Source organism: Kurthia sibirica (assembly GCF_003143975.1).
GTDB classification, from domain to species: Bacteria; Bacillota; Bacilli; order Bacillales_A; family Planococcaceae; genus Kurthia; species Kurthia sibirica.
On the sequence record NZ_QFVR01000006.1, the window covers coordinates 1 to 24,202 of the forward strand.

The 24,202-nt window shown below is 36.7% G+C and carries 21 protein-coding genes; 14 read left to right on the plus strand and 7 right to left on the minus strand.

Annotated features, from left to right (window positions below; all coding sequences use genetic code 11):
* Positions 1-509: 509 nt before the first annotated feature.
* Positions 510-1,115 (plus strand): DUF1643 domain-containing protein, encoded by a 606-nt coding sequence (locus tag DEX24_RS06000; protein WP_109305510.1) that lies wholly within the window; start codon positions 510-512, stop codon positions 1,113-1,115.
* A gap of 169 nt (positions 1,116-1,284) precedes the next feature.
* Here DEX24_RS06000 and DEX24_RS06005 read toward each other — a convergent pair whose 3' ends face one another.
* Positions 1,285-2,199: a LysR family transcriptional regulator gene (locus DEX24_RS06005; RefSeq protein ID WP_109305511.1), complete on the minus strand. Its 915-nt coding sequence runs from the start codon at positions 2,197-2,199 to the stop codon at positions 1,285-1,287.
* Positions 2,200-2,326: 127 nt separating this feature from the next.
* Between DEX24_RS06005 and DEX24_RS06010 the strand changes: the two genes are divergently transcribed.
* Both DEX24_RS06010 and panF read left to right on the plus strand, forming a co-directional pair.
* Positions 2,327-2,584, plus strand: a complete 258-nt coding sequence (locus tag DEX24_RS06010; RefSeq protein ID WP_109305512.1) for a YhdT family protein — start codon at positions 2,327-2,329, stop codon at positions 2,582-2,584.
* Positions 2,584-4,029 (plus strand): sodium/pantothenate symporter, encoded by a 1,446-nt coding sequence (panF, locus tag DEX24_RS06015; RefSeq protein WP_109305513.1) that lies wholly within the window; start codon positions 2,584-2,586, stop codon positions 4,027-4,029. Before DEX24_RS06010 ends, panF begins: the two co-directional genes overlap by 1 nt.
* 620 nt (positions 4,030-4,649) lie before the next feature.
* Here the strand turns inward: panF and abc-f are convergent.
* Entirely contained in the window at positions 4,650-6,260 is a 1,611-nt protein-coding gene (gene abc-f / locus DEX24_RS06020) for a ribosomal protection-like ABC-F family protein (protein ID WP_109305514.1), read from the minus strand.
* Positions 6,261-6,609: 349 nt separating this feature from the next.
* On the opposite strand from abc-f, the gene DEX24_RS06025 reads away from it, so the two are divergent.
* The 4 genes from DEX24_RS06025 (at position 6,610) to DEX24_RS06040 (ending at position 9,604) form a co-directional block, all read left to right on the plus strand.
* A complete protein-coding gene (locus tag DEX24_RS06025; RefSeq protein WP_109305515.1) occupies positions 6,610-7,230 on the plus strand; it encodes a LysE family translocator in 621 nt (206 codons plus the stop codon).
* Between the two features lie 93 nt (positions 7,231-7,323).
* A complete protein-coding gene (locus DEX24_RS06030) occupies positions 7,324-7,758 on the plus strand; it encodes a universal stress protein (RefSeq protein WP_109305516.1) in 435 nt (144 codons plus the stop codon).
* 304 nt (positions 7,759-8,062) lie between these two features.
* On the plus strand, positions 8,063-8,518 hold the full coding sequence (locus tag DEX24_RS06035; protein ID WP_109305517.1) for a helix-turn-helix domain-containing protein: 456 nt from the start codon (positions 8,063-8,065) through the stop codon (positions 8,516-8,518).
* 81 nt (positions 8,519-8,599) lie between these two features.
* On the plus strand, positions 8,600-9,604 hold the full coding sequence (locus tag DEX24_RS06040; protein WP_109305518.1) for a hypothetical protein: 1,005 nt from the start codon (positions 8,600-8,602) through the stop codon (positions 9,602-9,604).
* A 100-nt stretch (positions 9,605-9,704) separates the two neighbouring features.
* On the opposite strand, the gene DEX24_RS06045 is transcribed toward DEX24_RS06040, so the two are convergent.
* A complete protein-coding gene (locus DEX24_RS06045; RefSeq protein ID WP_109305519.1) occupies positions 9,705-10,034 on the minus strand; it encodes a hypothetical protein in 330 nt (109 codons plus the stop codon).
* Between the two features lie 105 nt (positions 10,035-10,139).
* On the opposite strand from DEX24_RS06045, the gene DEX24_RS06050 reads away from it, so the two are divergent.
* Positions 10,140-11,519 carry a S41 family peptidase gene (locus tag DEX24_RS06050; RefSeq protein WP_109305520.1) on the plus strand — a complete coding sequence of 460 codons (1,380 nt, stop codon included), beginning with the start codon at positions 10,140-10,142 and terminating at the stop codon, positions 11,517-11,519.
* A gap of 55 nt (positions 11,520-11,574) precedes the next feature.
* On the opposite strand, the gene DEX24_RS06055 is transcribed toward DEX24_RS06050, so the two are convergent.
* On the minus strand, positions 11,575-11,991 hold the full coding sequence (locus DEX24_RS06055) for a PaaI family thioesterase (RefSeq protein ID WP_170112866.1): 417 nt from the start codon (positions 11,989-11,991) through the stop codon (positions 11,575-11,577).
* 172 nt (positions 11,992-12,163) lie between these two features.
* Here DEX24_RS06055 and DEX24_RS06060 point away from each other — a divergent pair, with 172 nt between their 5' ends.
* The gene (locus DEX24_RS06060) at positions 12,164-12,472 is read left to right on the plus strand and encodes a VOC family protein (protein WP_307725588.1); all 309 of its coding nucleotides are present in this window, start codon (positions 12,164-12,166) and stop codon (positions 12,470-12,472) included.
* Between the two features lie 197 nt (positions 12,473-12,669).
* Here the strand turns inward: DEX24_RS06060 and DEX24_RS06065 are convergent, their stop codons facing one another.
* Positions 12,670-13,065 (minus strand): PaaI family thioesterase, encoded by a 396-nt coding sequence (locus DEX24_RS06065; protein ID WP_109305522.1) that lies wholly within the window; start codon positions 13,063-13,065, stop codon positions 12,670-12,672.
* Between the two features lie 273 nt (positions 13,066-13,338).
* Here DEX24_RS06065 and DEX24_RS06070 point away from each other — a divergent pair, with 273 nt between their 5' ends.
* Positions 13,339-13,785, plus strand: coding sequence for a hypothetical protein (locus DEX24_RS06070; RefSeq protein WP_109305523.1), 447 nt, complete (start codon positions 13,339-13,341; stop codon positions 13,783-13,785).
* Positions 13,773-14,066: a DUF2653 family protein gene (locus DEX24_RS06075; RefSeq protein WP_109305524.1), complete on the plus strand. Its 294-nt coding sequence runs from the start codon at positions 13,773-13,775 to the stop codon at positions 14,064-14,066. The genes DEX24_RS06070 and DEX24_RS06075 overlap by 13 nt, the downstream gene beginning before the upstream one ends.
* Positions 14,067-14,462: 396 nt before the next feature.
* On the opposite strand, the gene DEX24_RS06080 is transcribed toward DEX24_RS06075, so the two are convergent.
* Entirely contained in the window at positions 14,463-16,064 is a 1,602-nt protein-coding gene (locus DEX24_RS06080; RefSeq protein WP_109305525.1) for a hypothetical protein, read from the minus strand.
* Between the two features lie 353 nt (positions 16,065-16,417).
* On the opposite strand from DEX24_RS06080, the gene DEX24_RS06085 reads away from it, so the two are divergent.
* Positions 16,418-18,118, plus strand: coding sequence for a methyl-accepting chemotaxis protein (locus DEX24_RS06085; protein ID WP_170112867.1), 1,701 nt, complete (start codon positions 16,418-16,420; stop codon positions 18,116-18,118).
* Between the two features lie 594 nt (positions 18,119-18,712).
* Positions 18,713-21,277 (plus strand): toxin-antitoxin system YwqK family antitoxin, encoded by a 2,565-nt coding sequence (locus DEX24_RS06090; RefSeq protein WP_109305527.1) that lies wholly within the window; start codon positions 18,713-18,715, stop codon positions 21,275-21,277.
* A 118-nt stretch (positions 21,278-21,395) separates the two neighbouring features.
* Here the strand turns inward: DEX24_RS06090 and DEX24_RS06095 are convergent, their stop codons facing one another.
* Positions 21,396-22,121: a WecB/TagA/CpsF family glycosyltransferase gene (locus DEX24_RS06095; protein ID WP_109305528.1), complete on the minus strand. Its 726-nt coding sequence runs from the start codon at positions 22,119-22,121 to the stop codon at positions 21,396-21,398.
* A 473-nt stretch (positions 22,122-22,594) separates the two neighbouring features.
* On the opposite strand from DEX24_RS06095, the gene DEX24_RS06100 reads away from it, so the two are divergent.
* On the plus strand, positions 22,595-24,133 hold the full coding sequence (locus DEX24_RS06100) for a trypsin-like peptidase domain-containing protein (RefSeq protein ID WP_170112868.1): 1,539 nt from the start codon (positions 22,595-22,597) through the stop codon (positions 24,131-24,133).
* Positions 24,134-24,202: the final 69 nt, after the last annotated feature.

Below are 24,202 nucleotides of genomic sequence, written 5' to 3' on the forward strand. Positions count from 1 at the left end.
AATCTGGCGAAGCATATTATCTTTTGGAATGATTAAATCATATAGTGCCATATAGGGACTTAAGTTAAGGGTTTCTTGTTTGGAAATCATGGTCGCACCACCTTTAATTAGTAACTACTATTATACAAGATGGTCCGTGACCGGGCGAGACCACATTTTAACCGATGAATAGTACAAGTTGATGGAGTGCAGGCGGCGACTTCTGCGGGAACAGCACGAGCGGAAGCACCCGGACTGAGCGAAGTGAGGGAGAAGGCTGGAGCCGTGCCCGCGAAAAGCGCCCGCCGGAACGGAATCAACGGCTACGAGGAAAAGCGAGGACTTTTTCAGTGCCCTCGTGAAGGAATGATTACTTTTTTTCAAATGTAAAAAAGGCTGTCTTTTGTTTTTGGCTATGAAAGGAGGGCCTCATTCCGAAAAGAGTAATCTTAAGGGAGTCATTTATCACATTTACACAAGTGGAATTTTTGTCATTATTTGGTATACTGTTTTCGAAAGGAGAAGATGGCATGTCAAAATATCCTGCTAATGTTTTTGTCGATTACATTGACCAGACAACAATTGCTATTTTTGGCAAAAAGCAAGATGTGCGTTATTCTTTAACACTCGATAATATGTCGAGTAACTCAGAGTATTATGCTTCTGTATTATTGATGCATCCGAGCGCTGCAAACCGTCATACTTCCGATGCCCTCACAAATCAATTAATTCGCTTTTTGAGTAAAAAAGATTATCAAGAGATCACGATCCTCACTTATTTCCCCTACAAAGTAGCAATTGCAGAAGAATTATATCACTTAATTAGTGAAAGCACTTTAGCGGAGGTGCTGCGAAAAAATCACAAAGCCATCCGCCAACAAATAAAACGGTCGACGGTCTTTATCTTAGCATGGGGAGATCGGCCAACCTATATACCGAAAAAACAATTTGACTACGCGCTCCGTCTATTTAAAAATATGGTGATAGAAGAAAAATGTCAGCATAAAATTCATCTTTTTACGTATAGCCATGCAGATTCCTTGTCAGTTAGTGGTCAACCCGCAAATCCTTATCGCAAATATATAGAAACAATCGAACCGTTTGATATAGCGGCTATTCGTGAAGAAAAAAGCTAGCTTCTAGCAGGTCGCCTATTCTGCCTTCTAATGATGTACGGCTCTGGCGGTTTGGTGTCGTTGCAGCTATAAAATAAACATGCAACTTGGTGATTAGACCGAGTTGCATGTTTTATGTTCTTAGTTAATCGAAAGTTAATCAGACTTTACATCTACTGAATGATGGATGTTATAAACTGTTTTTTTCTTGGAAATCCTTCGTCAAACGATAGGCAAATTCCTTCATTAGCTGTGTTTCATGACGATTGGACTTCATTACAATGCCAAAAGAGTGCGTCGTCGGAATTTCCGTTAAAAAATCAACTTTTGCAAATTGCATATCTTGCATAAACCGTTGAGAATGGTGGAATGTCACATCAAGTCCGACCGTATAGGCTTTGTTTTCTTCAACATATTGTTGGACGATATGCGGGTTATTGACACTAATGACAATATCATTGCGACCAAACATGCGCTTGATTTCATTCATCGTTGCGATGACGATTTTATCATCAAATAAAATGACGGGTTGTTGACCAAGCTCTTCTGTCATTACGCGTTTTGATTGAATGATGGGGGAATCCTTGTGTGCGACAACAAGCATCTCACAATCTTTAATTTTTCGAAAAGAAAGTTCTGGATATTTTTCCAAATCTTCTTTATTGTATACTGCAAGAGCAATATCTACTTTTTCACTTTGCAATTCGTCGAGCATCGTTTGCGTGTTTTGTTCGCGAATTTGAATATTAATATCTGGGTAAACGGATTTCATCAATTGTGCGGAGGTGAATAATTGAAAAAATGGACCGGGAATCGAAGCGACTTTTAAAATACCGGTTAAATTATTTTGTAATACTTCCGCTGCTTCATATAAATCGTCAATGGCAAAGAGTATTTTTTGGGCTTGTGCTACGATGACTTTGCCTTCTTTTGTAATGGTCGAGCCGGTGCGATTGCGTTGGAATAACCGTAAACCTAATTCATTTTCAATCTTATTGAGTCCTTGGCTAAGTGCAGATAACGTGATATGTAATTCTTCAGAAGCGACTTTTAATGTGCCATATTTAGCGACAGCAACGACATACTTTAATTGTTCAATGGTCATATTGTTTGCTCTCCTTAGTTAATGTAAACTTCATTAATGTTTATTATAATGAAATTTACATAAACTAAAAAGAGATTTACACTAATAGTAGAAAATAAATATATTCAATATGGAGGAGTGGAGCCACATGAAGGATAAACGATATCGTGTCGCCAATCGTGAAGCATTGATTGGTATTGGACTCGTCATAATCAATTTTGCAATCTGGTATGGTTTTGCCTATGGTTTAGGGAGTGGAGACCCTGAAAATTATACATATATTCTAGGTTTTCCAGCTTGGTTTTTCTATAGTTGTATAGCAGGAACAGGTTTTATGATCGTTTTAATTTTCATCGTAATCAAGTTCTTCTTCAAAGAAGTTGATTTTGAGGAGGAGGAACAGTAGTGCATTGGACAGTCATTATTCCGTTAATTGTTTTTGTCATTATTATATTTGGAATTGGTTTTTGGTCGAATAAATTTGTGCGTAGCTCCGATTCATTTTTATCCGAATATTTTTTAGGTGGCCGGGAGATGGGTGGTTTCTTACTGGCGATGACGATGATGGCTACATATGGTAGCGCATCGAGTTTTATAAGTGGCCCAGGTGTCGCATACAATACCGGTTTGGGTTGGGTATTATTAGCCTTGGCCCAATTGCCAGCAGGTTATTTTGTCTTGATGATTCTTGGTAAAAAGTTTGCGATTGTCACCAGGAAATTAAAATCGATTACATTGATTGATTTTCTACGTTCTCGTTATGATAGCAATAGTGTCGTGATTATTTCAGCAGTGAGTATTATTATTTTTCTTTTTGCTTCGATGGTCGCGCAATGGGTGGGTGGTGCTAGGTTAATTGAATCACTGACTGGTATGAGTTATACGACAGCCCTATTCATTTTTGCTGCAGTCGTCTTAATCTATGTCATTATCGGCGGTTTCCGAGCAGTAGCGCTGACAGATGCATTACAAGGCTCGATTATGGTCATCGGTACAATTATCCTCCTAGTCGGCGTAGTCATCGCAGGTGGTGGTATAGACGCGATTATGGGCAAACTTGTCACGGAAAATGCGGAGCTTGTATCGCCATTTGGTGTTGGTCATGTCTATTCACCAGCCTATGTATCCTCATTTTGGATTTTAGTCGGTGTTGGTGTTATTGGTTTACCACAAATTGCCGTGCGTGCAATGAGTTATAAAAACGCTAAAGGCATGCATAGCGCTATTTTAATTGGTACAATCGGGATTGCCACCATCATGTTTGGTATGCATTTAGTCGGTATTTTCGGACGTGCAGTTATTCCAGGAATCGCGCTAGGTGATAAAGTAATGCCCACATTGACGATGGGAGTGTTACCACCTGTTTTGGCGGGGATTGTATTAGCAGCTCCAATGGCGGCTATTATGTCTACGGTAAATGCCTTGTTAATGATGGTCAGTTCGACGATTGTCAAAGACGTCTATTTACATTATATTAAACCGAATGCGACGGAAAACCATATTAAAAAGACGAGCTTTCTATCTACAGCAGTTGTTGGTATTTTAGTCGTATTCATGTCATTTAATCCACCGGAAGTCATTGTCTGGTTGAATCTTTTTGCCTTCGGAGGCCTAGAAGCGGTATTCGTCTGGCCAATCGTTCTTGGTCTGTACTGGAGAAAGGCCAATAAATATGGGGCGTTGGCGGCTATGCTCATTGGTTTAGCCATGTATATTGCCATCACACAATTTGCGCCGAATATCTACGGTGTGCACAGTGTCACCTTCCCTGTACTCACTTCATTCATCGCTTTTGTCATCGTCAGTTTAGTGACGCATAAAAAAGTGAAGGCAGCACCAGATTATATTTAGTTTACTAAATATGTGAAAAGTTGATTCAGATAAAAAGTATTGCCTCGGCAATAAACAGACCGCTTCAGGTTAGACAAAATAAAAAAAGCATCTTCAAAGAATTTTGGCATAGCGCCCTCTAATTCTTTGGAGGTGTATTTTTTATGCGCATGTATACGTAATCCGTATGAAATTAAAATGACAGCTCTTCAGATGATACTGTCTGGTGTTCCAAGCGAGCAAACGTTAATGAATTAACTAGTTAAAATAGGGAGAGTAAGAGCGCTTTAAACAATCTATTCTCGTTGTGGACAAAAGTTTGATCCCCTTTCCATTATACAAAAATTAGAATGTGAGAATTGAGTTTTAAAACAATAAATGGAGGTGTTTTAAAAGGACGAGGAAGTGGTTGATGTAGTTGAGCGATTTAAAGAAAAAAACGCTCGTTAATAATGCGCAATCGAATTGTTGCCTTCCACGCTAACGAAACAACCAGTCTCCGATAAAGTATCGAAAACTGGCTGCATCATGTTTTTTTTGTCTTTTTTAAGTGACGCACTAAAAAATAGTCCTCTATTTGTGCTTGGTAGGAGAAGTACGGATAGCAAGAGTTGTATCGACCATTTATTGTGCGGAGGCAATCATTTTTCGATGGATTTGATTGTCGCTAGTACCGTTTTAAATTGTGCATCAAGCGCCCAATACTTGTCACTACCAAAAGGTTCAAATGATAATTCACTAAGTAACTGATCCTTTTGTAAAGACAGTAGTAATAAGTCATTATTCGTCTTATCTACAGTCGAAATGAATTGTGATTCTGATAAGATGCCTTCATGTAACTGCCAGGTCATTGTGGCAATTTTTTTTCTGAAATAGCGGTCGTGTGACACAAAAATAAGTGTGCCATTATAATGTTGCAAGACAGTTTCTAATTCTTGTCGTGCAGCTAAATCTAGATGATTTGTCGGTTCATCAAGAATGAGAACATTTTTTTGCTCGACAATTAATTTCAATAATTTAATTTTAATACGTTCGCCCATGCTCAGTTGTGCAAGTTGCATCGTATAGTGTTCAGGGAGAAAGCCAAGTTGCACGAGCATCGTTATAAAAGGACCGACGTCCTCCGTTTGCAGATCAAAGTAGGTCTTTACTGTTTTTTCAAGTGGCAAATCAAAGACATCTTGGCTTAAATAACCGATATTGGCAAAGCTGGAAGACCAAATTTCTCCATCATATGAGACCTGTTGGAGCAACATATTTAGCAACGTCGATTTACCGCTACCATTCGCTCCAGTAATAGCAAGTTTAGTACCAAATGGAATACTGCCATTCGTCGGGTGTAGGAGTGTTTTTTCTCCGAAGTGTTTAGCGGTATTTTTAAGTTCAAAAAGCGTACCTGATTTTACGGCATCCGCTTGTAAGACAAAGTGAACAGTATCGTCATCTGTACTATTTGTGACACCGGTCTTCTCCAGTTTTGCAGCTAATCGTTTCTCTACAGACTTTCTTTGCTTATCCATTTGTTTTGCTTTCGACCGATAATATTCTTTAGGGAATTCCTGCTTTGTCGATTGTGCATGAGCGGAGGCGGACCAATTTGTCAGCTTTTGCATTTGTTCTTTTACTTTGCGCTGTTCTTTTTGCTGCTGTTCAAAAAGTTTCTGTTGTGTTTTCTTTTGTAATGCGAGCTGTTGTTCATAGGCGCTGTAATTTCCTGCATAAACTGTGATGATGCCATCAGCAATGGCCCAAATTTCTGTTGCAACGGCATCAAGAAAATAGCGATCATGTGAAGCAATGACCAGTGTTGGTTTTGTTGTGTGAATCGTTGAAATTAATAAATCAACGGATTTTTCGTCAAGATGATTTGTTGGTTCATCAAGTAGGAGTAAATCCGTGTGACTTGTGAAGGCAGCGCCAAGTCTGTTTTTTAATCGTTCACCGCCGCTCAAAGAGTGGAAATCGCCAGATGTATACCAACTCGTCCATGTTTTAAAATCATTGTTGGCGGGTGCTTGTTCAGTAAAGGATACAAGGTCTTGATGGACCAGATGCATACGATTAGGTGCTAATTTGCGATCAATTATGCCTGCAGTCGGTTGTAAATCACCAGTAATCAGTTGAAGTAAAGTGGATTTACCAGCACCATTTTTACCAACGACACCAATGACGGCATGTTGTTGAACCGTTAAGTGCTTGGCTGAAAAAAGTGCGTGAACCTGTAATGAATGGATCGTTATAAATGTTGACATAAAATCACCCCTTCTGTTAAAGGAAGGCAGAAAAAAACCCTTCCCAAATAAATGGCAAGGATTAGTCAGATTGTACACAAAGAAGTCCTATCAGTAGTGAAAATAGGGCGGTGAACAGACTAATCCAATTTCGTGGTCGCACAATAAAGTTTGATTAGAAAAAGATTAGTTATTCATGGCCCTCTACCTCGTACTTTCTTAGATTTAGTGCCACTATAACATGGCTAAAATAGATTTGCAATGCTTTAGCATGCTATCAAACTACTAAGTAAACTACTTTCCTCAAAAAGCTCATTTACCGAAAAAAATATGATATTATAGTGAAAAAATAAAGGCAGGAGGAAATGAAATGTCCGTCATTGGTCCGTTCATTTTAATGTCCTTCCTATTAATTATCTTACCGGGTCCGGATTCGGGATTAGTCATCCAAAATTCGATTATGCACGGAAAATCAGCTGGTGTAAAAACCGTTTTAGGATCTGTTTCAGGTCTACTTATTCATACTGCAGCAGCCGTTCTAGGCTTGTCTGCCCTTCTGATGAAATCGGCTTTACTTTTTTCGCTATTAAAATATATTGGCGCAGCATATTTAATTTATATAGGATTTATGGCATTAAAATCTTTAAAAGACAAACCAGTTGCACAAGATGCAACCATCTCAGCAGGTAAACAAAAATCCTTTTTCTTACAAGGTTTTATCACCTGTGCGGCAAATCCAAAAGTGGCGGTATTCTTTTTAACTTTTCTGCCACAATTTGTTCAGCCCGGCTATAATCATATGATGCAATTTACATTGATGGGCTTCACTTATGCAGTGATGACAATCATTTGGTTTTTATTATATGTTTTTTTAATTGAGTTATTTGCAAAGTGGTTGAAAAAACCACATGTACAAAAATCCATTCAAGGATGTACAGGGGTTGTTTTACTATTGTTTGGTATCCGTTTGGCATTTGAGAAATCTGCATAATTTGTCGCTGTCTTGTCACGTTATCAATGTGCATAAATAAGATTAACTGTTAAAATAGTAACAGATTACTATTATTTATGAGGAGGGCGTCGAATGTCAGTATATGAAAATATTATTGTAGCCATTGATGGTTCTAAAAATGCGGAATTAGCTTTGGAGCGTGCAATTCAAACCGCAAAGCTAAATAAAGCAAGCCTGCACATCGTCAGTATTATTGATACGAGATCATGGGTGAATATTGAATCGCATAATGCTAAAAAACTTGAAAAAGACTCAGAGTTATTCGCTTCAAGTTTGATGGAAAGCTATAATGAAGCAGAATTAGCAGGTATTGAGAATATCAATATTATTGTTGAATCAGGTTCACCACGCACGATTATTACGCAGGAAATTTCACGTCGCGTCAATGCTGATTTAATTATTTGCGGCGCATCGGGTACAACACCTTCTGAACGTTTATTTTTGGGGAGCGTGTCAGAGAATATTGTGAGAACAGCGGAATGTGATGTCTTAGTCGTTCGTAAATAATGATAAGGACAGCGGCTGGGACAATAGTTTAGCCAAAATTAAAAGGAACATCGTATATGTAAATGCGATGTTCCTTTTTTGGGGTTCTATTCTATATGTTGGGGTATTAAAACAATTCATGTTTTAGACAATTAGAAATAGCGAGAGCTTTCCGCCGACAAATAAAGGATTGCTTACTACTTGTTTTTCGGCAGGAGTCCTCGCCATTTCTTTTAATCATGATGAACATACCTAAAAATAGACAGAAAAAAGCACATAAAATGGTTTGAACGACTTATGGTTTTGTATTATAAGCGTCGGTGCTATGTCTGTTCTTGTGGAAAACGTTTTTCAGAAAAAACTTCTTTTATTGAACCGTGATCAACGCTTTTCAAAAGAATGGCATCAAGCGATTCAAATGCTATGCGTTAAATCACCTACATTCCAATCAGTTGCTGAGAAAATGGGGACATTTAGTTCAACTGTTATTCGTCGTTTTTTTTTTGATCAAGTCGCAGAACAACAATTAGTGTCAGGTGTCACGCTACCAAAAGCAATCGCAATTGATGCATATAAAGGAGATACAAATGCCGGTAAATTCCAACTAATCATTACCAATGCAGAAACACATGAACCGATTGCTATCTTGCCAAATCGTCGGAAAGATACGATAAAACAGTACTTACAAAGGTTCGGTGATCAAGTAGAAATCCAATTTCATTCACCTCAACATTTGACACAGAGCCCTTTTTTGTCTGACCTGAGATCACTATATGTCTGAGCTTTTTTTATTTTTAATTGGACAATACATACTAATAACTCGATAGACAGTACCGATAATAAAGGAAAGGAGTGTCCATAAATGAAAAAATCCATGCTAATCATCGTACTGTTTCTCTTGTTGTCTAGTGGGACGTATAAGGCTTCTGCTGAAACGACGATTCGCTTGCAAAATAATCACCCAATTACTTCAGCGATTACGGCGAGTGACATACAGAAAACATTTATCATCGAAGTGAGCAAGATGAGTTCCGTCACATTAACAATTAAAACGGATCTGCCAAATCTCTATAGTAGTTTGGAGAATAACCAGGCAGATCAAATGAGTGTCCATTGGGACTATGCAGGCGCAACTGTAGCAAAACCAAAAACATGGACAACCACGCATATTTTAAAACCGGGGAAATACGCGATACACATAAAAAATCAAGCGCAACTAAATGGTCATTTTGTCATAGCTGCGACTCAAAAAGCTATTTCAAGCAATGAAATAGAACCAAATGATACGCAGAAAAAAGCGCAGTTATTACTACCAAATAATACAAAGGTTAAAGGGGTAATCGGTTGGAACGATAATGTAGATCTATATAAAATAACAAATGTTAAAAAATACGCAACACTCGAAGTTATTGTCACATCCACGATTACTAATATGAGCGTGCAAGTTGTCAATGAGAACGGGCGTATTTACTTTAGTAATAATTTATTCGGTCATGCTACTGTACAAAAACCAAAAAGTTGGCGTGATTCAGCAAGGATTACGAAAGGTGATTATTATATTGTCGTCAACAGCAATGTGGCAACCTATGGCCAATATACATTAACGACAAAAATAAAAGAAATGTTGCCACCGCCGCCAGTTGTAAAAAAAGTAATAGTAGGTAGCAAAAAAGTGACGGGTCAATCTATTCATAGTAGTAAAATAACAGTGAAAATCAATGGTAAAATTTATAAAGGTCTCACTAATTCTAAGGGGCAATATACAATCAGCATACCGCGACAAAAATTGAATGCTGCTATTTTTGTACGTGTAACGAGTAAATTTGGGACGAGTGACTATAAAAAAATAAAAGTCACAAAAAAATAATGTAGCCATTTGGAAAAAAATGATAAAATAAAAAGACTACGCACCAAGAATAGGAGTCATTACGAGTACAAGCGCAATGAACCTATCCGGGGAGCAGTCTTTATTTTTTTGATAAAGTATAGGCCATTTTTGGTGAAACACCTTCGTCGGTTATTTTATATAACTCATACTGTTCGTCACCTATTTTAACAATTTGATAAGTGGGGCGATGATCCAAGATTAATTGGTCCAGTTCAATTTTGTATTGGCTTGTCATCTTTTTCCCATCGTTTTCTAGTGTGACAAGTTTAGATGGTGCATCAAAATCCATATCGATAGAATAATTAGTCGCACTAGCTTGATAGTGACCGTTTAAGGTGATTTCGTCATCGCAAGCCGCTAGAACGACTACTAACATAATAAGTATACAAATATAATAGATTTTTTTCATACTATCCAAACCCTTCTACAATAACTTCTCATACATAAGGATAGCATAGATGACACGACATGTTTTGAAATGCCGTTCATCCTACTCTAAAAGGGGGCAAACAAAATGTTCAAACAAAAAATAATGCTAGTAAGTGCAGCTGCAGCAATGCTTCTGTATCCAGTGAGCGCGCAAGCCAGTGAGCCTTTAGCAGAAGTGAAACAGCTTGTGAAAGACAACTATTATCCGAGTATTTCTACAACAGATTTAAAAAATGCTACGACAATTAAACAGTTAATGTCAAAATTAGATCCCTATTCAATGTATATGACCAATGCAGAGTTTGATGATTTTTTCTCTGCTGTTGAAATGACAGTTACGGGCATTGGCGTGACAGTAACAACGAATGATCGGGGATTATTTATAGAAGAAATTATTGTTGGCGGTGGAGCTGCAAAAAACAAGCTGAAAACAGGAGATATTATTACAAAAATTGATGGACGTAGTTTAGCTGGCATGAGTTTTCATGCAGCCACTACCTTGTTACGAGGTAAAAAGAATACAAACGTATCGGTAACTGTTTATAGACCGACAACTAAAAAAGAATGGACGAGGGTTGTTACACGTACGGTCATCACAATCCCAAATGTTGAGACGAAAAAATTGGCCGGCGCTGTTGGTTATATTCGTTTAAATAGTTTTTCATCCAATAGTGCAGCAGATATACAAAAGGCTATGAAAAATTTGCCGAATGCAAAACGTTGGATTTTAGATTTACGTGATAATGGTGGTGGAGATGTTGGCGCTGCAGAGAAAATAATTGGTCTATTTAAAGGACAGCATATTGCTTACTTTTTCAAAATGGCCAAAGATAAAAATATGTATTATATGCCATCTGTAAAACAAAAAAAACAATTTAATGGTCCTGTTGCGCTATTGATTAATGGCAATTCTGCAAGTGCATCAGAGATGACAGCAGGCGCATTAAAAGGTCAAAAATTGGCTACTGTGTATGGCCAAAAATCTTATGGTAAGGGCGTTATGCAAAGCTTTTTCCAAACAAAGAATAAAAAAGGCTATGTCAAGCTGACGATTGCAGAGTTTTTTGCACCATCATCCAAACAGGAAGCGCTCACCATTAATAAAAAAGGAATTACGCCTCATATTAAAACGGCCAAAGGTCAGGAAGTTTTTGTTAGTCATCAAGCTATTTTGAAAAAAGAATTAGTGAAAAATATAAAGTTACCAACTATTTCACAAACAGTGAAGACACAGGATCTCATAATCAAACCGTCGAAGACTTTCAGTTGGTCACAGCTCTCAACATCTACCGTATATTTGATGCAAATTGGGGGACCAACACGTAAAATTACAGTGAAGAAAACAGTCGCTAAACAGCTGAAAATCCATGCAAACGCCGGTATTAAAGCGGGGACTCGTTATTATATTAAAATGACACCTAAAAAAGGTCAGGCTGCATATAGCTATGTGACGATTAAAAAATAATGAAACAGCCAAGAAAATAGGTATTTTCTTGGCTGTTTTATTATTTTAACATGATTTAATGTGTCATTTTGATGGGTAGTTTCATCATAGTTGATGTGACATTAGCAAGTAATTTATCGTTTTGGAATAATTCAGATTCCAAATATAACATGGTACGTCCATTGCGAATGACCTTTGTATCAATGGTGATTTCTCCAGGATTTCCTGGACGATGGAAGGTGGTATTAATGGATACGCTTGTGAAGTGTTCTTCCATTCCTTCTAAACTCATCACGGCATAACCCATACCCACATCAGCAGCAGCCGTAGTAAAACCACCTAGTACAATACCTGCGCCATTTAGATGCGCTGGTGTAACATGCCATTTACATATGGAATGACCATCATTTGCGCTTTCAAAAACAATACCTAATAATTGTTCGGACTTCGGTTGTTCAACACCTAATGCTAGTAATTTATCCAATCTACTCATGAACTTTGCCCCCTTTTCCATATTGTACATGACAAGTCGTCAAGTGCATATTATTGTGTCATACATTTTCTATGGTTTATTGTCCTTGTCATGATGCAGTAGCCATGCTAGGCGCATGCATGGAAATGTTATTATTGGGTATACTAGTATGGATGAAAGGGGAGGTTACATGATGAATAGAATTAATTTAATTGCTATTGGAGTAAAGGATTTATCGAAATCATTGGCTTTTTATAAAGGGTTAGGTTTTCAAACGACGGAGCAACAAGATGCACCGCCCATCGTATTTTTTAATAATAAGGGCACGAAATTAGAATTGTTTCCAATGGCAGGTTTAGTAGCAGATATGAAAATTACCATGCCAGATGCTGCGATGGAAGGACAATTCAAGGGCATTACATTGGCATACAATGCTAAATCACAGCAAGAAGTGGACGAGCAACTACAGTTAGCGGAAAAAACTAGGGGCAAAAATTCTTAAAGCGGCAGAACCTGTTGCGTGGGGTGGCTATAGTGGTTATTTTCGCGATCTTGATGGTGTTGATTGGGAAGTGGCCTATGCCGAATCATGGCAATTTGATCAGGAAGATATGCTCATAATCGAATAAAACAGACTAAGATTAAGTAGTACAAACCAAGGTCTTGGTCGGCGCTACTCATCTTAGTCTGTTGATCTAGCTACTTCAAACCTTTAAAAGTAGCGGTGCACATTGCGATGAGTTCATTGGAAGCATTACGAATTTTTCCCTCGACGATTAAAGTGGAACGCGTTTGTTCGACGACAGAAGCAGTTGCCGTTAACATACCATCTGTTCCTTGACGTAGGAAACGTGTCTCCATTTGCATCGTTAATACTTGGTTGAAACCAAGTGACATGGCGGCCATGCCCATCACATTATCAAGTGACATCATAATAATACCACCATGTAGTGAACCACCAGTATTTGTAATATGTGTATTAAAGGGTACTTGCAATGTGGCAACGCCTTTTTCTGCATGAATATATTGGAAGCCAACACTATGCCAAAGCTCTGTGGCTTCAAATAATTGTTGGATGGATTGAGTAGTTGTCAAAATAATACCTCCTGCTAGTTGTGTGTAATCTGTACATTTAATGATAAGGAACAATGGGCAAAATAGCTATATAAAAAGAAAAAAAATTCTTTTTATAGTAAAGCAAAAAAATGATTTCAATAAAAAACCTATATTGTCATTGAATTGTCATGCACAAACACGTTAAATGGACAATAAATTGTCATGAATTTTACACCGTGAGTACCTTTCATTACAGAATGTCAGCATTTAATGATAAACTTGTACTACATATTACTAGGAGGGTTTTTTTAAGTGAAAAAAATTATCGCAGCAGTATTCGCAGCAACATTGACATTTGCTACAGTGGGACCATTAGTGGTGAACCATTTTTCTACAGCAGATGCTCGTGGTTATAAATCAGGTAAGAGTGGTTTCAATACGAATAGAAGTTCAAATACGAACTCAAATACAAATTCAAATGCTACAAAAAAAGCAACAGATACGAAAACAAAAAATCAATCAGCAGCACAAAAAAGTAATAAAGGCGGGCTAATGAAAGGCCTAATGCTTGGTGGTTTAGCTGGTTTACTATTCGGTGGTCTACTATCGGGTATGGGCGCAATGGGCAGCATCTTTGGTTTGCTTGTTAATATCGTCGGTATTTTAGTAGTCATCATGTTAATTGTGAAAATATTCCAGATGTTTACGCGCAACAAACGAGAAAAAGAAGAACGTGAGCGCAAAGCATGGAAGAACTAATAATCTCTGAACAAGATGTCATCAATTCTATTTGCTTATACCATGCAAGAGAAAAGCTGATTATGCCTGAAGATGTTCAAGTCGAGCTGACATATGAAGATGATGCCGGTTTTGGTGCTGAAGCAGAATCAAATGGACAGCAAACTTTTTATAAAGAAGGCAATATGTTAGCGGCGCTAAGAATTTGGGTTGAAGAATTTTTAGAGCTGGATCCGTACGGCACGGCTATTCGCATTGAATTACATGATGAAGAAGGTATTATCGCCTACGTTTCACAATAATAAACAAATTAAAGGATGTCACAGTGGCTATTGGATTAGCTTTTGTGACATCCTTTTTTTGCTTTATTTAGGTTCTATACGATTACAATACCACTTCTGCTCGACGCTATCCGCGGGCAAGTAGAGAGTTTAAACAACTTTTTAGAAAGTATTCATAGTAAAAAAGGTTTTAAAACGCCATACATCTGGATGTAGACGCTTTGTTCATTTTCGAGCGAAGATTTTATTGAAGCTACAGGATCAAGAAATTGGTTTGCATTTAGGGTGAATAATTTGTGTAGTAAAGAACGATGACGCCTGCTGGAAAGTGGTCATCTGAAACGAACAAATAGAAAAAGTGGCGTGATGTGAAAAATCCACATCACGCCATCTCAATAGTTGACGTAGAACCTTTATTTATAATGTGAGTTGCTGTAAATAAGATGCCAGTTTTTTTGAATGATTATGTTGCAGTTGTTGCTCAATTATTGATACAGCCTTCACTTGGTTATTTTCCAATACATAACATTCCGCAAGCAAAATCGTAAAGCGAGCCTGCATAGGAAATTCCACAATAGCTAGGTGACAGGCAGCGACTGCTTCCTTCATTTTTTTCAAGGCCATAAGCGCTTGGATTTTTGAAGCGTGGGGGCGATCAAAAGTGGGTGCCAATTCAATTGCGTGGTTAGCGAATTGTAGTGCCCACGTAAAATGGTGATGATCCAAACATTTTTCGGCCATTACCCAAAAATATTCATTGGACAAATAGCGCTTTTCACCAAAGTGGATGGTAGGTAGAGGTTCTGCAGCTAAAAACCGATCTACAAGAGGTTTTAATTGCTTCGTTTGAGCCAAATACTTTGGTAAACGATGACCTGCATAAGGTAAGTGTATGACTTGTGCGTGTGGGTAAGAAGCAAGTACTTCATTGTTGACATAGCGGTTGTCGATTGTATTTTTTGGATCAAATAATATAGAAACACGAGCATTGGTATTTTTCGGATGTGGTGTGATATGTTGATGTGGCACGATTTGATCTACATTTTCTGAGCCATAATCGGCAATAGCCGAGTTACGAGGGGCCATAGCTAACACAATAGCTTCTGGAATCGTCGTACCAAAATATAAGGCACTATAACCACCTAAGCTTGTACCATACGCGAATTTTGTAGAATACGCTTTCAATAATAGCTGTGTAGCTTCAACATATGTTTCACGGCTTAAATCTTGATGGAAATTATGAATAGAATGTCTACGCAAGGCAATAATATCCATTTTTTTCTTCTTAATCAAATTATAAGCAAAAGGAATACGGTCAATTGTTTTATCAATCGTATCAAATGTTGCAACGACTGTAGTAGACGGATTGATGTATTTATAGAGTTCGATAGTCGATTGTTCGTTCGTATAGATGGTGTATTTGCGGTACTGATCTTCGAATAGTTCTTCATAACCTTCAGGATCTGTATCGATACAATATTGGATTAATGATTTTGACTCATCGGTTTTACCGATCATTTGGTAGCAAACAGCGAGATTATAAGCAGATTCAGTAGTAGGCTGTAATTTTTGTAGCCTCTTAAAAGCAGTTTCTGCTAATGACCAAGCGGTATGACGCAAGGCAAATTTACTGGCAAACTCAATATATTGCTGCTGTGCATCATTTTTTAGTAGACCTTTTGCTACAAGTTGTAAGGCATCTGCTATACGACCATTTTTGGCTAAAAGAGTTGCACAATGTTGGTAAAACAAATATGTATTGTTTTGTCGTGATCTATGTCTGCTCGTCAATAAGTGTTTTAATGCTGTTTTTGGTTGGTTGTTTTTTAAATAGTGGCGAATAATCCGTGCTTGTATTTTTAAACTAGTTGGATGTATTTTAGTACCTTCTTTCAAGAGTTTAAAATATTTTTTCGTATTAATCGATTGTGCTAATTGTATATATTGTTGAGCTGTTGGTACTGTATGTGGCTTTTCAATCAGTGATGTAACTTGAAAACCACTCGCTTTAGAATCCACGATGGATTCACTCCTTTCAAATAGCATACCTTCTAATTAAAACATAGGTAAAGTATATATTTTGTTGTTGCTGTGTTTTGTAACATTATGTTAGCTGGGTGTAACACGAAGGAAATATATCGAAATAATGTTATATGGAATTAATAAATGTAAATAGTCTGTATTTATTTTTTAGAAATAGTGCGAAATAGAATAAAACAGCCTTAAAAAGCTATAAAGTTATGAAAGTTTGTCTTAATTGTAAGTAAATTTCCTTATTTTAGAGTCTAAAGTTGCCTCACTGGATAGGATAAGTGGTTTATATACATTGGTTTTGAGGAAATAGAATGATTACACTAGGAGGTTTCATATCTATGAACAATAAACAAAAAAATACATCTATTCGTACGAAAATTATTATGGGTTTTGGTATTATTGCCGTTATCGTATTGCTACTAAATATATTTATGTATTATCAACAAAATAAAGTGAGTAAAGAGACAAAGGACATGATTACTACAGAACTTCATCTATTGAACCTAGACCAACAATTATCAGCGAGTTTTGCAGTACGACTTGCTTCGGCAAGAGGTTATGTTCTATCAGGTGATCAGGCTGAAAAAGAAGTGTTTTTAGCGTATACGGAGCAAGCTAAAAAATACAATGATGAATTAGAGCAATACCATGCATCTAAAAACGCCATGACACTAGTTGCAGATTCGATTGATTGGCGTGAGAATGTGTTAGAAAATGTTTTTAAAACATATGAAGAGGGAGAAAAGGTAAAGGCACAAAAAAATTTACAAAATTTAGATGCTGATGCTAATCGAATTCGAGATGGTTTTGAGAAAATGGCGGAAAATCGTTTTCAATTAATAGAAGAGAAAGGGCAGGATGTTCTTTCTATTAATAGCACCATGAAAACAATGATGATTATTTGTACGATTGCCTTGTTTATTTTGTCCTTAATCGTTGCTTATTTTACATCCAATATTATTCTTCGTCCTATTAAGCGTGTGACAGAACGTATGCAACGCATAGCAACAGGTGATATTTCACAAGATGACCTACCTATAAAGTCACATGATGAAGCAGGTCAGTTAACAGTAGCAGCAAATGTAGTGAGTGCAAAATTACGTGAAATGATTGCCGCTGTACAACTTATTTCAACTCAAGTGAAAACGGCGAGCGAGCATTTAGCGCAGTCATCAGGGGAAGTGCGTGAAGGGTCCAACCAAATCTCTATGACGATGCAAGAATTAGCGGAAGGTACAGAGGATCAAGCAAGTCATGCTACAGATTTAGTGCAGGTCATTGAAAGCTTCACGCTTCAAGTAACTGAAGCGAATGCTGGTGGTAATTTAATCGCTGAAAAAGCGAGTGAAGTAAAGAGATTAACAGATAGTGGGCGGATCTTAATGGATTCTTCGACAACGCAGATGACGTCAATTGATGAAATTGTTAAAGCGGCAGTTGAAAAAGTGGAGTTTTTAGAAACACAATCGCTAGAAATTACAAAATTAGTATTGGTCATTCAAACTGTTGCTGAGCAAACGAATCTTCTAGCGTTAAATGCTGCCATTGAAGCAGCGCGTGCTGGGGAAGAGGGGCGAGGTTTTGCTGTAGTAGCAGATGAAGTGCGCAAACTTGCAGAACAGGTTGCTTTATCGGTCACGGATATATCTTCTATAGTAGAAACCATGCAAAATGACACGACAGCAGTGACAACTTCACTACAATCTGGTTATAGTGAAGTATCAAAAGGTACGGAGCAAATTGTTGAAACAGCGCAAACATTTGATCACATTGCCAGTGCTGTAGTATTGATGAATGATCATGCCAATAGTATTTCACAAAGTTTAACAGGTATTATGAAGTCGACCCATCAGATCAATTCTTCCATTGATCAAATTGCATCTGTTTCGGAGGAATCTGCAGCGGGTGTTGAAGAAACAACGGCTACAATAGAAGAAACAACGAGTTCAATGGAGGAAATTTCGAATTCTGCCAATGAATTATCACAGATGGCCAACCAATTGAATGAAGAAGTGAATAAATTTAAGTTATATGAATAAAGTAGGACAATCGTTAGCGATGATGAATCACGCGAACGATTGTTTTTTTATTTTCAAAAGTAATTATTTACCAATTAGAAAAATGATAAGCTTTTACATATGTAAGTAGTTCAATTGATATGGTGGTAGAATGATAGTGAAAACAGTCGAAAAATGTCGAAAACAAAATAGGTATATAGTCTAAAATTGATATTTTTATTAATTATTAGCTATGAAATCATAATAAACACCTAAATTATGACTAATTAATATGAGTAAAATACTAATTATATCCCTTTGTACTTACAAATAGTACGGATTTGATAATTAATGATAAATAATAGTACTAATTTGATTAGTATGATAACTTTGATGCAAAAATGATAATTATGTATTTTTATATTAAATAAATGATAATTGTCATTTATTTAATAGGTAAAACAAATTATTATTTACAGAATTGATAAAAAAATGTGAAAAAGAGTAAAATAATATCAAATTGTATGATAGTATAGTTAACAAGTAATACAAAAGGGCGTATGTAGAATATTGTTTAGTAATATTCGCACACACTATACTATTACTATTAGTCTATAAGAATGGGGAGAAATAATAATGTCATTTAAATTAGTAAAAACAGCTGCAGCAATCGCACTTGGTGCATCACTAGTCGCAACAACAGTAATTCCAGGAGCAACTGATGCTTCTGCAGCAAGCAAATACAAGATCAAAAGCGGTAAATTAGTAGTAGCTAAAACAGGTAAAGTAGCTAAAGGTTTTGTAACATACAATAAACTTGTCTACAAAGACGGTAAAAAATTAACAGGTCTTAAAGGCAAAACATACTACAAAGCAGGAGCAAAAGCGACTGGCACATACAAAGGTAAATACTACTCTAAAGGTGTTTACAAAGTAGCAACAGGCACATACAACAAAGCATACTATGTTAAAGGTGTTAAAAAAGTAACAACAGGCCTATACGGCGCTAAATACTATAAAGATGGTAAATTAGCAACAGGCACATACAAAGCAACATACTATGTAAACGGCGTTAAAAAAGTAACAACAGGTTACTATAACAAAGCTTATTATGTAGCAGGTAAAAAAGTTGTTGGTACAGGTACTTATAAAGGTGCTTATTATGTAGCGGGTAAAAAAGTTGTAACAACAGGAACGTATGAAGAAGCATACTATGTAGATGGCGTAAAAGTTGTCGAAACAGGTCTTTACAAAGAAGAGCTTTACATTAAAGGCGCTCTTAACAAAGGTTTAGCATTATTCGAAGGAAAATTATACGATGACGCTGAGTTCAACAAAGGCATCAAAGAATTCGAAGAAAAATTCTACAATAACGAAGTAATCGCAGACGGTACTTTTGATGTTGCAGGTAAAGAAGAAGCATTTGAAAAAGGCCTTAAAGTGGGCGCTAAAGTAGCTTCAGTTGAAGCGATTAACGAATCTACAATCGAAGTTAAATTCAACAAAGCTGTATCAGTAGAAGCTGAAGCTGTAGACGCTGCTACTAAAGAATCAACAGTTGCAACTGTTGATGGTGCTACATTAACTGAACCAAAACTTTCTGCAGATGGTCGTACTTTAACTCTTACTTATGCATTAAATACTGGTGTTACTGAGCTTAAAGATGCTACTGCTACAGTAAATCCAGTAGTAACTAAAGCAGATGCTAAAGTTTCTACTCCAAAATTTGTTAAAATAGTTAACTTTAAAGATGAAGTAGCTCCAACAATCAAAGAAGTTAAAACAGTAACAACAGGTGCTGAAACTGTAGATGCAACTATTTCTTTTTCTGAAAAATTAAAATCTGTTGGTGCAGTAAGCGTTGATGGTATGGTTAAAGCCGTTTCGTTAACAACTGACAATACAATTGTTATTAAAGATATTAAAGCTGGTTCAACAGTTAAAGTTGTAATCAATAATTTAGAAGATCTATCGGGTAATAAAACAGCAACAGCTGAAACAACAATTGTTACTGCAGAAGATAAAGTAGCTCCAACAGCATCATTCATTACTGATGGTACTAATGTTAAAGTGAAATTCTCTGAAGTAATTAAAACTGGTGCAACAGTTACAGCTAATGGTACTTCATTAACTTTAGGTACAATTGCTGAAGATGGTTTCTACACAATTGATGCTTCAAGTATCTTAGTTACACCTCTATTATTCTTAAAAGATGTTAAATTTGTAGTTACTGATGTTGAAGATTTAGCTGGTAACAAACAAGAAAAAGCTTTCGAATACACTACAACAATTCAAAAAGCAGATGCAGTAGTTGCTAAATTAGTTAGTGCTAAAGTAGCTGAAGATGGTAAAACTATCACTGTAACTTATGATAATAAAGTAGCGGTACCAACTACTTTACCAACATTTGGTTTTGATCACAGAACAACAGATGATATCTTAAACAAAAATCAAACTGTAACAGCAACTAAAGGTGATTTATCTCAAGATGAAAAATCAATCACTTACACATTACCAACTGCTTTAAATAGCGGAACGTATAACTTCACTTTAGGCGAAGATAAATTCAATGCAGTAGTAACTATTGCAGCAGAAGAAGTAAAACCTGAAGCGAAAATCACTTATACAGCTACAGTTAAAGAAAATGTAATTACAGTAGCATTTGCTAGCGTTGTTGATGGATTAGATGCTTCAGCTAAATTAGCTTCTAACTACAAATTAGCTGGTGAAGCATTACCTGCTGGAACAACTTTAGAATTTGTTGGTAACAAAAATACAGTTGAAATTACATTACCAAAAGAAACAATTGCAACAACTGGTAAACGTACATTAACTGCTGAAAATATCAAAGATGTTAAAGGTAACACAATTTCTACAGCTCAAACTGTCGTGACAGTAGAACTTACAGATAACGTAGCGTCAACATCTAATGGTGTAGCAACAGTATCTTCAACTACTCAAGCATCAGTGAAATTCTCTGAAGCATTAGTAACACCAGCTGATTTTGATGGTGTAACAGTTAAAGTGGGCGGCATTGTATTAGCAACTGCTGATCGCGATTTAACAATTGATGCTACTGGACAATTAGTAATTACTAATAAATCTGTAGCAGGATTCAAGTTAAATGATCAAGTTACAATTGAATTAGCTAAAGAATCTAAATTAGCTGATGCTGCTGGTAACCTAGCAATCATTAAATAAATATAAATATTAACAAACTGTAATACCCCTCAAAATCTCGATTGGTGAATAACCAATCGAGATTTTTTGTATAAAAAAGCGAGTTTTATCATATGAAATAGATAAAACTCGCACAGAACTATTTATTTTGGCGCTTTACTGCCCATAAGAATTGAGGTATTTTCAACATGCGTTTGGCACGTGTCGGCTGTGTGATCAGGCGATGGAACCATTCTAAATTGAGTTTGATAAAGATTTTTGGTGCGCGATTCACTTGGCCGGACAGTACGTCAAAACTACCACCAACCCCCATCATGACACAGTGTTGGAATCGATGGGCATGATCGGCAATCCATTGTTCTTGCTTTGGTGCGCCTAATGCGACAAAAATATAATGTGGTTGTAGTTTGCTAATTTCTATGGCGACCGTTTCTTCATCGCCATTGCCGCCGTAACCATCTGCTATACCGACCACTTCAGCTTGTGGGTATAGTGTTTTTACTTTTTCGGCAGCAGCCTGCGCAACGCCGGGTTTTCCCCCATAAAAATAAAACCGATTATTGTGAGCAGGGGCCTGGTCTAAAAAGCTATGGACAAGCTCATAACCGGGGATTCTTTCTTGCAGAGGTGTATGGAGCATCTTGGCGCCCAAAACGACACCGATTCCGTCTGCCACGACATGATCAGATTGCTGTAATAGTTGTTCGTAATGATTATTTTCTTTTGCTAACATCATAATCTCTGGATTAGCTGTTACTATTTTGAGCGGGGCTTTACGCTGTGCTCGTTCGAGAATCATTTGTTCGACAAATTGCTGTTTCGTCGTATTTGTCACATGTATATTTAATATAGTTACTTTTTCCATAATAGAGCGCATCCTTCATCTTATAATATATTCATTATATAAGAAATTATAGATCATACGCATCTATAAAGTAAGTTTGTTAGGTAAGGTACTTTAAAAATGAGCTAATGGCATAAAATCTAGCCCATACTTGATTAATCGGTTGAAGAAAAATCATCCTACTTCTACCTACTGCATTTCATCGATTGCCTATCGGACGTAACAATATAATTTTATAGGTAACAAAAAATATTCTTCATATGCCTAAAAAGGGATTTCTGACCATTGTACAATAGTTGGACATCAATTTTATGAAATTACGTTGAATTTCTCATTAAAATATCGAAAAGATGTGCTATGATAGGCATTGGTAATTGAATGTAATTTGCGTTCAAAGCGATCACTCGTCAGCAGTTTAAAAAAGATAAATGAAACTTTTTGGCTGTGCAATCCGTTAATAGATATAAGAGAAAAATAGAATAGGAGTGGGTATGATGAGCGAAAAGAAACGTTACAAGCCAAAGAAGGCTGCGGTTAAGCGCTTTGCTGTAGCATTTATCCTCATCATTGCGGTTGTTGGTGGAGTTTATGCACTACTCACTAAAAATGATGGTAAGGAAAATGCACCAAACACAGTAAAAGTACAAAATGAGGAAAAAAATAATAACACGAATGAACAAGCCAAGGATGATGGAAAAGAAAAAGAAGAACCATCTGACAAAGAAACGGGCAAAGTAACAAATGAAACACCAAAAACAGAGCCTAGTGAAGGAACGACAAACAAAGCTGAAACAACGGTTGTCATGCCTACCTATGATAAGGATGCAATCATTGCAAATGCTAAAACACAGGTTTACACAGTGTATACAGATTTACAGCAAGGTTCTGGTTTTCTTGTCAACCAAAAGGGCGATATCTTAACGAATGCCCATGTGGCAAAAGATGCTGGTTTCGTTGTTGTTAAAAATCAACATGGGCAAGAGTTTCAAGGTGAAGTCATCGGGATCTCCACTAAAACCGATATTGCTTTAATACGCGTACCCGATTTAGCGGGAAAAAATCCATTAGTACTGGATTCAGCAACAGCAGCTGTTGGTACGAAGGTTGTAGCCATTGGGAGTCCAAAAGATCAATATGGTACGACTACAGAAGGAATTGTAAAAAGTATTGGAGCGGAATTTGTAGATGGTTATACATATAATCATTTATACGAAATAACGGCTAAGCTCAATAAAGGTTCAAGTGGCGGTCCATTGATTAATGCTGAAACAGGTAATGTTATTGGTATTAACTCCATTATTTTAGAGGATCATCCGGAAGTCGGTTATGCAATTCCAATTAGTTCCGTATTATCGTTCATTAATACATGGTCAGCTAAAAACCCGACAATCAACTTTGATGATAATGAAGATTTTGATAATAACCATGCGGATGAAGCCTATTTCTCTAATAAGCTCTTAAAAGATAGCATGGAAAGTTATTATTTATTAGTTGCACAAACATTAAATAGTGGTAAGCATGATTATTATTCTTCCTACTTATTGGAAAATAGTAAAGCTGTGGCAACAGCTAAAACGATGATTGATACGTATTCATCTAAAACAAAACAATTCAAAAATATTAAATACAATGTGACAGGTATTACAATTGGTGAAGCAAGTTCTACAGTGAATATGAAGACGGTTGTCACGTATATCGATACAGCTACAAAAAAACAGCAAACAGTAACAGAGAATCTAACGTATACGATTATAATTGATGATTTCGGTGAATATATGATTTCTTCAATCGTTATTAATAACAGCGTAGATACGGGCGATCAACAAGTAGTTGAACCGCCTGTAACGGAAGATAAGGCCCCTGACGAGTCTACAGATACATCAGGTAATGGTACAACGGAAGAAGAAAAACCACCGGTAGAAGATAATGATGCTGATACGGATACAAATGGTTCGACCTCTAAACCGATTGATCAAGGTGAAGCAGCTGAAGATAAGGAAGAAGAAAAACCAGCGACAGATGTAACACCTTAATAAAAAAAGACTGTTCAACAAGCTAGTAGTATAGCTTGTGCGAACAGTCTTTTTTAGTTCTATTTTCAT